The organism is Pseudoroseomonas cervicalis ATCC 49957 (genome assembly GCF_000164635.1).
Lineage (GTDB): Bacteria > Pseudomonadota > Alphaproteobacteria > Acetobacterales > Acetobacteraceae > Pseudoroseomonas > Pseudoroseomonas cervicalis.
In genome coordinates, this window is the sequence record NZ_GG770777.1 from 1,418,296 (window position 1) to 1,427,264 (window position 8,969).

9 protein-coding genes and 2 riboswitches are annotated in these 8,969 nt (G+C 70.4%); of the genes, 4 read left to right on the forward strand and 5 right to left on the reverse strand.

The genetic code is table 11. The annotated features are described in order from the left end of the window. Nucleotides 1-1,020: DNA topoisomerase IB (locus tag HMPREF0731_RS06155; RefSeq protein ID WP_007003185.1), on the forward strand; the 1,020-nt coding region annotated here is incomplete at its 5' end. A 31-nt stretch (nt 1,021-1,051) separates the two neighbouring features. Further along, nucleotides 1,052-1,990, forward strand: a complete 939-nt coding sequence (locus tag HMPREF0731_RS06160; protein WP_007003186.1) for a DUF2891 domain-containing protein — start codon at nt 1,052-1,054, stop codon at nt 1,988-1,990. Between the two features lie 135 nt (nt 1,991-2,125). Here HMPREF0731_RS06160 and gcvP read toward each other — a convergent pair whose 3' ends face one another. The 5 genes from gcvP to HMPREF0731_RS23070 form a co-directional block, all read right to left on the reverse strand. Further along, nucleotides 2,126-5,026: an aminomethyl-transferring glycine dehydrogenase gene (gene gcvP / locus HMPREF0731_RS06165; RefSeq protein ID WP_007003188.1), complete on the reverse strand. Its 2,901-nt coding sequence runs from the start codon at nt 5,024-5,026 to the stop codon at nt 2,126-2,128. Beyond that, the gene (gcvH, locus tag HMPREF0731_RS06170) at nt 5,023-5,400 is read right to left on the reverse strand and encodes a glycine cleavage system protein GcvH (protein WP_007003189.1); all 378 of its coding nucleotides are present in this window, start codon (nt 5,398-5,400) and stop codon (nt 5,023-5,025) included. Before gcvH ends, gcvP begins: the two co-directional genes overlap by 4 nt. Nucleotides 5,401-5,411: 11 nt before the next feature. Further along, the gene (gcvT, locus tag HMPREF0731_RS06175; RefSeq protein ID WP_007003190.1) at nt 5,412-6,515 is read right to left on the reverse strand and encodes a glycine cleavage system aminomethyltransferase GcvT; all 1,104 of its coding nucleotides are present in this window, start codon (nt 6,513-6,515) and stop codon (nt 5,412-5,414) included. A gap of 47 nt (nt 6,516-6,562) precedes the next feature. Next, nucleotides 6,563-6,658, reverse strand: a riboswitch (glycine riboswitch). 3 nt (nt 6,659-6,661) lie between these two features. Continuing rightward, nucleotides 6,662-6,751: riboswitch (glycine riboswitch) on the reverse strand. A 193-nt stretch (nt 6,752-6,944) separates the two neighbouring features. Further along, nucleotides 6,945-7,154 (reverse strand): hypothetical protein, encoded by a 210-nt coding sequence (locus tag HMPREF0731_RS06180; RefSeq protein ID WP_169312255.1) that lies wholly within the window; start codon nt 7,152-7,154, stop codon nt 6,945-6,947. A 10-nt stretch (nt 7,155-7,164) separates the two neighbouring features. Continuing rightward, nucleotides 7,165-7,503, reverse strand: a complete 339-nt coding sequence (locus HMPREF0731_RS23070) for a hypothetical protein (RefSeq protein ID WP_007003192.1) — start codon at nt 7,501-7,503, stop codon at nt 7,165-7,167. Between the two features lie 126 nt (nt 7,504-7,629). Here HMPREF0731_RS23070 and ispH point away from each other — a divergent pair, with 126 nt between their 5' ends. Together ispH and HMPREF0731_RS06195 are read left to right on the forward strand one after the other, a co-directional pair. Then, entirely contained in the window at nt 7,630-8,574 is a 945-nt protein-coding gene (ispH, locus tag HMPREF0731_RS06190) for a 4-hydroxy-3-methylbut-2-enyl diphosphate reductase (protein WP_211207887.1), read from the forward strand. Nucleotides 8,575-8,598: 24 nt separating this feature from the next. Further along, the coding region (locus HMPREF0731_RS06195) for a phosphotransferase (RefSeq protein ID WP_007003194.1) at nt 8,599-8,969 on the forward strand (371 nt) is incomplete at its 3' end.

Here is an 8,969-nt window from a genome sequence, read left to right on the forward strand (position 1 = left end):
CGCTACGTCTCGGATGACGGCCCCGGCCTGACGCGGCGCCGCAGCGGCACCGGCTGGAGCTATCGCGACGCCACGGGCAAGCCCGTGCGCGACAAGGCGGTGCTGGCGCGGCTGCGCAGCCTGGCGGTGCCGCCGGCCTGGACGGAAGTCTGGTTCTGCCCGCGCGCCGATGGCCACATCCAGGCCACCGGGCGCGATGCGCGCGGCCGCAAGCAGTATCGCTACCACCCGGATTGGCGGGCGCAGCGGGATGCCACGAAATACCACCACGTCATGGACTTCGCCCGCGCCTTGCCGAAGCTGCGCGCGACCGTGGCGGAGGACATGGCCGAACGCGGCCTGGGCCGGCGCAAGGTGCTGGCCACCATCGTGCATCTGCTGGACACCACGCTGATCCGCGTCGGCAACGAGGATTACGCCCAGGCCAATGGCAGCTACGGCCTGACCACCTTGCGCAACCGCCATGTGGCGCTGCGCGGGGACGAACTGCGCTTCGCCTTCCGCGCCAAGAGCGGCAAGGACTGGAAATTGTCGCTGCGCGACCGGCGTGTGGCGCGGGTGGTGCGCGCCTGCCAGGAACTGCCCGGTCAGGCCCTGTTCCAGTACATCGATGACGACGGAGAACGGCAATCCGTCGATTCCGCCGAGGTCAACGAGTATCTCCGCGAGATCAGCGGCCGCGACATCACCGCCAAGGATTTCCGCACCTGGGCCGGCACCGTGCTGGCGGCGCTGGCCCTGTCGGAATTCGCCGCCTTCGACAGCGAGGCCGCGGCCAAGCGCAACGTCAAGGCGGCGATCGAGAAGGCGGCGTCGCGCCTCGGCAACACGCCCGCCATCTGCCGCCAGTGCTATGTGCATCCCGAGGTGCTGGACAGCTATCTGCAGGGCGCCCTGGCGCTGCGCGTGAAGCGCGAGATCGAGGCCGAGCTGCGCGAGGATCTGCCCTCCCTGAAGCCCGAGGAAGCGGCCGTGCTGGCCTTCCTGCGCAAGCGCCTGGCGGCCGCCGCCACGGCGTGACAGGGCGCGCCTGGCGCGGCAGGATCGCGCCATGCTCACCGAAGATCTCGCCAGCCGCTTCGCCCGCATCGCCCTCGGCCATGTCGAGCGCGAATATCCCACCAAGATCGCCCATGCCATGACGGGGCCAGAGGATGTGGGCACGCCCAGCCAGCTCTACCCCATCTTCCATGGCAGCTATGACTGGCATTCCTGCGTGCATGGCTACTGGCTGCTGGCGCATCTGCTGCAGCGCTTTCCGGCTATGGAATCCGCCGCCGACATCCGCGCCCTGTTCGCCCGCAAGCTGACACCGGACAACATCGCCGGAGAATGCGCCTATCTCTCCCGCCCTTCCTCGCGCGGCTTCGAGCGGCCCTATGGCTGGGCCTGGGCGCTGAAGCTCTGCGCCACGCTGCGCGGCACGGAATGGGAAGCCGCCACCGCGCCGCTCGGCGCTCTGGTCGAACAGAAGTTTCGCGACTTCCTGCCCAAGGCCACCTACCCGGTGCGCGTGGGCACGCATTTCAACACCGCCTTCGCGCTGCGCCTGGCGGCCGACTATGCCGATGCGGATTTCCTCGGCCTGCTGCGCGACACCGCCCGCCGCTGGTATGGCGAGGATCGCGACGCCCCCGCCTGGGGCGAGCCCTCCGGCGACGACTTCCTCTCCTCCACCCTGATCGAGGCCGAGGCGATGCGCCGCCTGCTGCCACCGGAGGAATTCGCGCCCTGGTGCCGCGCCTTCCTGCCGCGCCTGGCGCAGCAGGAGCCGGCAGCCCTCTTCACCCCCGCCACGGTCAGCGACCGCAGCGATGGCAAGATCGCGCATCTGGATGGGCTGAATCTCAGCCGCGCCTGGTGCTGGCGCAATCTCGGCCAGAAGAAGGTGGCGCAGCGCCATCTAGAAGCCGGCCTGCCGCATGTCGCCGGCGACTATATGGGTGAACACTGGCTGGCCAGCTTCGCCGTACTCGCCCTCGAAGGCTGAGCGCCAAACTGAAAAAGTCTTTTTGCTTCTTTTTCTTCAGAAAAAGAAGATTCTGAAAAAGACTCTGGGGAAGCACAGCTTCCCCAGACCCCTTCAGTCTCTGTCAGGGCCGGCCGCCGCTGGCGGCCGGCGGGCTCACTCCGCCGCCTGGGCGTAATCTTCCAGCGGCGCGCAGGTGCAGATCAGGTTGCGGTCGCCATAGACATTGTCGACGCGCTTGACCGGTGGCCAGTACTTGTGCGCGGCGACGAAAGGCAGCGGGAAAGCCGCCTCCTCCCGGCTGTAGGGATGCGCCCAGTCGGAGGACATCACCTCCGCCGCGGTGTGCGGCGCATTCTTCAGCGGGTTGTCGTTGCGGTCGGCACGGCCCTGCTCCACCGCGCGGATCTCGGCGCGGATGGCGATCATGGCGTCGCAGAAGCGGTCCAGCTCGGCCTTGGTCTCGCTCTCGGTGGGCTCCACCATCAGCGTGCCCGCCACCGGCCAGGACATGGTCGGCGCGTGGAAGCCGTAATCCTGCAGCCGCTTGGCGATGTCCTCGACCAGCACGCCGCCGCCCTGCTGGAAGCCGCGGCAATCCAGGATGCACTCATGCGCCACCATGCCGCGCGCGCCCTTGTAGAGCACGGGGAAGTGCCCATCGAGCCGCTTGGCGATGTAGTTGGCGTTCAGGATCGCCACCTGCGTCGCCCGCGTCAGCGCCGCCCCGCCCATCATGCGGATATAGGCATAGGAGATCGGCAGGATCGAGGCACTGCCAAACGGCGCGGCCGAGACCGGACCATAGCCCGTCGCCGGGCCAGCCTCGGCCAGCAGCGGATGGTTCGGCAGATGCGGCGCCAGATGCGCCGCCACGCCGATCGGGCCGACACCCGGACCGCCACCGCCATGCGGGATGCAGAAGGTCTTGTGCAGGTTCAGGTGGCAGACATCGGCGCCGATGCGGCCGGGGGCGGTCAGGCCCACCTGCGCATTCATGTTGGCGCCGTCCATATAGACCTGGCCGCCCGCCGCATGCACCGCGTCGCAGATGCGGATGATCTCCTCCTCGAACACGCCATGCGTCGAGGGATAGGTGACCATCAGCGCCGACAGCTTGTCCGCGTGCTGCGCGATCTTCGCCTCGAGATCGGCGAGATCGACATTGCCGTCGCGGTCGCAGCCCACCACCACCACGCGCATGCCCGCCATCACGGCCGAGGCCGGGTTGGTGCCATGCGCCGATGACGGGATCAGGCAGACATCGCGCTGCGCCTCGCCCCGCGCCTTGTGCCAGGCGCGGATGGCCAGCAGCCCGGCATACTCGCCCTGGCTGCCGGCATTGGGCTGCAGCGACACGGCGGCGAAGCCGGTGATGGTGGCCAGCCAGCTCTCCAGCCGCCGGATCATGGCGATGTAGCCCGCCGCCTGGTCCGCCGGCACGAAGGGATGCATCTCCCCGAAGCCGGGGAAGGTGACGGGGATCATCTCCGCCGTCGCGTTCAGCTTCATCGTGCAGGACCCGAGCGGGATCATGCTCCGGTTCAGCGCGACGTCCTTGTCCTCCAGCGACTTCAGGTAGCGGAGCATGGCGTGCTCCGCATGGTGGCTGTTGAACACCTGCGCCGTCAGGATGGCCGAGCGCCGCGCCAGCGCCGCCGGCAGCCCGCCGCGCGGCGAGAGCGCATCCAGCGCCACCGCCTGCCCGCCGACCTTGCCCAGCACCGCCAGCAGCGTCTCCAGCTCCAGCCGCGACACCGTCTCGTCCAGCGCGATGCCGACACCGGTGGCGTCGATGCGGCGCAGGTTGAAGCCGCTCGACAGCGCCTCGGCCATCAGCGCATCGGCCTTCGCGCCGGCCTCGATGGCGATGGTGTCGAAGAAGGCCTCGTGCCGCAGGGTGAAGCCGGCGCGCACCGCCGCATCGGCCAGCAGCCGCGCCTGCAGCGCGACGCGGCGGGCGATGCGCTTCAGCCCCTCCGGCCCGTGCCACACGGCATACATGCCGGCCATGACGGCCAGCAGCACCTGCGCGGTGCAGATGTTGGAGGTCGCCTTCTCGCGGCGGATATGCTGCTCGCGCGTCTGCAGGGCGAGGCGCATCGCCGGCCGCCCGGCGGCATCGACCGAGACGCCGACCAGACGCCCCGGCATCAGCCGCTTATACGCGTCCTTCACCGCCATGAAGGCGGCGTGCGGCCCGCCATAGCCCATCGGCACGCCGAAGCGCTGGCTGGAGCCGATGACGACATCCGCGCCCATCTCGCCCGGCGGCGTCAGCAGCACCAGCGACAGCGGGTCGGAGGCGACGATGGCGAGGCCGCCCACCGCCTGCACCGCGGCGATCTCGGGCGCGATGTCGCGCACCTCGCCCGTCGTGCCCGGATATTGCAGCACCAGCGCGAACGGCTTTTTTTCGGCTGCTGCCACCGAAATCCCGGAGACGGGCACCACCTCGACCACGAGGCCCAGCGGCTCGGCGCGGGTCTGAATGACGGCCAGGGTCTGCGGGTGGACGTCGGCGGCGACCAGCAGGGTGCGCGACTTCGACTTGCTGGCGGCCAGCGCCAGGGCCATCGCCTCGGCCGCCGCCGTCGCCTCGTCCAGCAGCGAGGCATTCGCCACCGGCAGGCCGGTCAGGTCGCAGACCATGGTCTGGAAATTGACCAGCGCCTCCAGCCGCCCCTGCGCGATCTCGGCCTGGTAAGGCGTGTAGGCCGTGTACCAGCCCGGATTCTCCAGCACGTTGCGCAGGATGACCGGCGGCACATGCGTGCCGTGATAGCCCATGCCGATCAGCGAGCGGCGGCGGGTGTTCAGCTCCGACAGCGCGCGCAGCTCGGCAATCGCTTCCGCCTCCGACACCGGAGGCGGCAACTGCGAAAAATCCTGGCCGCGGATGGCGGCGGGGACGGTGCGGTCGGCGAGGTCGTCGAGGCTGGCCGCGCCCACCGCCTGCAGCATCGCGGCGATCTCGGCCTCGGAGGGGCCGATATGCCGCGCGGCGAAGGCGCCGTGGTCCTCCAGCGCCGCCAGTTCGTGCAGCGCGTCGCTCACGACTGGCTGTCCACGAAGGCGAGGTAGTCGGCCTCATCCATCAGCGCGTCGATGGCGGCGGTGTCGGCCGGGGTCATCTTGAAGAACCAGCCCTCGGCGGTCGGCGCGCTGTTCACCAGGGCCGGGTCGGCGGCCAGCGCCTCGTTCGACTCCAGGATGGTGCCGGCGATCGGCGCATAGACGTCGGAGGCGGCCTTGACGCTCTCGACCACGGCGCAGGCATCGCCCGGCTCGACCACGCGGCCGGCCTCCGGCAGGTCCACGAACACCACGTCGCCCAGCGCGGTCTGCGCGTGGTCGGTGATGCCCACGGTGGCCACGCCACCCTCCAGGCGAACCCACTCGTGATCCTTGGTGAACTTCAGCTGGGCCATCGGGGCGGTCCTTATCGGGCGTAGCGGTGAGGGACGAAGGGGGTGGCGGCGACACGGGCCGGCAGGGCCTTGCCGCGCACCTGCAATTCCAGGGCCGTGCCATCGGCGGCGTGCCCGCGCGCCACATAGCCCATGGCGCAGGGGCCGTTCAGCGAGGGGCCGAAGGTGCCGCTGGTGATCTCGCCCATCGCCGCACCGCCGGGCGCGTGGATGGCGGTGTGGGCGCGGGCCGGCTGGCGGCCCTCCGGCAGGATGCCGACGCGCAGCCGCGACGGGCCGTTCTCCAGCTCGGCGCGGGTGCGCTCGGCGCCGGGGAAGTTCCATTCCATGCGGCGGCGCTTGCCGATGGTCCAGACCAGGGCGGCCTCGACCGGGCTGGTCGTCTCGTCGATGTCGTTGCCATAGAGGCAGAGTCCGGCTTCCAGCCGCAGCGAATCGCGCGCACCCAGCCCCGCCGGCACCACGCCCGGCAGGGAGAGCAGGCGCTTCGCCAGCGCCTCGGCCCGCTCGGCGGGGACGCTGATCTCGACGCCATCCTCGCCGGTGTAGCCGCTGCGGCTGACCAGCACGGGGATGCCGTCGATCTCCGTCTCCGCCACGCCCATGAAGGGCAGCGCGGCCACGGCGGGGGCCAGGCCGGCCAGCAGCGGCACCGCCTGCGGCCCCTGGAAGGCCAGCAGCGCGCGGTCGGGCAGCGGGGTCAGCCGCACGCCGGCGGGCAGCGCCGCCTCGATCAGCGGCAAATCCACCGCCTTGCGGCTGGCATTGACCACCAGGAACAGCCGGTCGCCGCCCAGATTGGCCACCATGAAATCATCGACGATGCCGCCTTCCGGGTTCAGCAGCAGGCCGTATTTCTGCCGGCCCGGCTTCAGGATGCGGATATCGGCGGGGGTCAGCGCCTCCAGCGCCGCGGCGGCGCCTTCGCCCAGCAGCTCGGCCTGGCCCATATGGGAAACGTCGAACAGCGCGGCGCCGGCGCGGGTGGCCAGGTGCTCGGCCATGATGCCGGCCGGGTACTGCACCGGCATGGCATAGCCGGCGAAGGGCACCATCTTGCCGCCAAGCTCGCGATGCAGCGACGCCAGCGGGGTTTCGAGCAATGTATCGGCCACGCAGCCTCCAGCGCCGCACGAGGCGGCGGGTCAGGGTTCGTGGCCCCCCTCTGTCCGATGACCTGAGAGATTCAGCGCGGGCGTTTGCGCGCCTTACTCCGTCGGTGCCGGCGCCTGTTGCCAGGCTCCGGGCTTTCCAGAGGCCCCTTCCCCACGCGGCCCTTTTGCCTGAGCGTTTCCGGGGGCCGGTTGCGCCTTCGGCGATGGCATGCGCCATTCTCTCCCGCGTGGGATCTGCGGGTTTTGCTCCTCTGCCCGAGGGCGCGTCGCCGCGCAAGCCTCAGGCGGAGGCGCAGGAGAAGAATCTTCTTTTTCTGAAGAAAAAGAAGCAAAAAGACTTTGTCCGTCTGGCGTCCCGCCTCAGGCCCAAGGCGGGACGCCAACGGAAAAAAGTTTTTTGGTTCTTTTTTCCAAAAAAGAACCCTGTTCTTACCTCGGGCCGCGCGCCCGGTTCAGCGCCAGCTCCTCCGGCGTCAGCTGGAAGGCCAGCCAGACCTGCCGCCGCGCCGCCTGGGACGGCTCGCCCGGCAGGCGGATCGTCACCTCATCCGTGCCGGTGGCGCGGGAGACATTGGGCGCGAACTCGATGCGCAGGTTGAACAGGCTCGGCGGCGCCACCGGGTTCCCGTCCTGCGCCACCGCCACCATATTAGGTCAGCTCGGCGACGCGGCTCTGCGCCGCCGGGCCGCGCTCGACCAGGAAGCTCGGCTTCAGCGTCACGTCCAGCCCACCGCCCCGGGGGGCGAAATCGCAGCTCGCCTGGTAGCCGGAGATCGACGCATTGAGCTCCATCGCCGTCAGGTCCCGACCGCCGCCGCTGCGGAAGCGGGTCAGGTCCGCGCCGTCGGACAGGATCGAGATCGCCGGGCAGGGCGCCTTGCTGTCCAGCAGCGGGTTGCCGCGGTCGCCGCCGCCGCAGCCGGCCAGCAACAGCGCCGCGCCCATCGCCGCCATCGCGCCGCCCCGGAGGTTCCGTGCCTTGACCATGCTGCCTCTCTTCCCCTTAGTGCCCGGGCCGGCGGCCGGGGGGCTGATGCCCCCTGCCCCGGCCCGTGCCCGGATCGCCCGCAGGCGGACCCCATGAACCACCACGCCCCCATCGGACAGGCCCGCATGACCGTCAAGCCCGCCCTGCACGTCCTGCTCGCCGGACCCCGCGGCTTCTGCGCCGGGGTGGACCGCGCCATCAAGATCGTCGAGGAGTCGCTCGCCCGCTTCGGCGCCCCGGTCTATGTCCGGCACGAGATCGTACACAACAAATTCGTCGTGCAGAGCCTGGAGGCCCAGGGCGCCATCTTCGTCGAGGAGCTGGACGAGGTGCCGCCCGACGCGCCGGTGGTGTTCAGCGCCCATGGCGTGCCGAAATCGGTCCCGGCCGAGGCGCAGCGCCGCAACATGGTCTATGTCGACGCCACCTGCCCCCTGGTCTCCAAGGTCCACCGGGAGGCGGAGCGGCATTCGGCCGCCGGCCGGCACATCCTGCTGATCGGCCATGCCGGGCATCCGGAGGTGATCGGCACCATGGGCCAGCTGCCGCCCGGCAGCGTCACCCTGGTCGAGACCGCCGAGCAGGCCGAGACCGTCACCCCGCCCGAGGGGCCGCTGGCCTACACCACCCAGACCACCCTCTCGGTGGACGACACGGCGGGCATCGTGGCGGTGCTGGCCCGCCGCTTCCCGCACATGGTGGGCCCGGCCAAGGAGAGCATATGCTACGCCACCACCAACCGCCAGGCGGCCGTCAAGGCGATCGCGGCGCGGGCCGAGGCGGTGGTGGTGGTGGGCGCGCCCAACTCCTCCAACAGCGTGCGGCTGCGCGAGGTGGCCGAGCGCGCCGGCTGCCCGCGCGCCCTGATGGTGCAGCGCGGGGCGGAGCTGAACCTGGCGGCGCTGGAGGGGGTGCGGACGCTGGGCATCTCGGCCGGCGCCAGTGCGCCGGAGGTGCTGGTGGAGGAGGTGATCGCCCGGCTGCGCGAAGCCTTCGATCTGACCCTTGAGGAAGTCGTGGTGGCGGAGGAAAACGTCACCTTCAAGCTGCCCGCTATCCTGGCGCGGTAACTTCCCCCGACTGAGACGGAGCCGATGGCGGTCTATACCGAGGTCTCGGACGAGGCGCTGCGCGCCTTCCTGTCCGAGTATGAGCTGGGCGAGCTGCTCGCCTTCCGCGGCATCGCCGAGGGCGTCGAGAACAGCAACTACGCGCTGCGCACCACCATCGGCGACTATATCCTGACGCTGTACGAGAAGCGCGTGGACCCGGCCGAGCTGCCCTGGTTCCTGGGCCTGATGCGGCACCTGGCGGCGCAGGGCATTTCCTGCCCGCTGCCGGTGGCCGGGCGCGACACTGTGGCGCTGCGCCAGCTGGCCGGACGGCCGGCGGCGATCTGCACCTTCCTGCCCGGCGTCTGGCCGCGCCGGGTGCAGCCGGGGCATTGCGCGCCGCTCGGCGCCGC

Bases quoted from the DNA above. Each gene is read 5' to 3' on its own strand.
- HMPREF0731_RS06160 (WP_007003186.1), top strand. From the start codon at position 1,052: ATGCTCACCGAAGATCTCGCCAGCCGCTTCGCCCGCATCGCCCTCGGC.
- gcvH (WP_007003189.1), bottom strand. From the start codon at position 5,400: ATGGCCCAGCTGAAGTTCACCAAGGATCACGAGTGGGTTCGCCTGGAG.
- HMPREF0731_RS23070 (WP_007003192.1), bottom strand. From the start codon at position 7,503: ATGGTCAAGGCACGGAACCTCCGGGGCGGCGCGATGGCGGCGATGGGC.
- ispH (WP_211207887.1), top strand. From the start codon at position 7,630: ATGACCGTCAAGCCCGCCCTGCACGTCCTGCTCGCCGGACCCCGCGGC.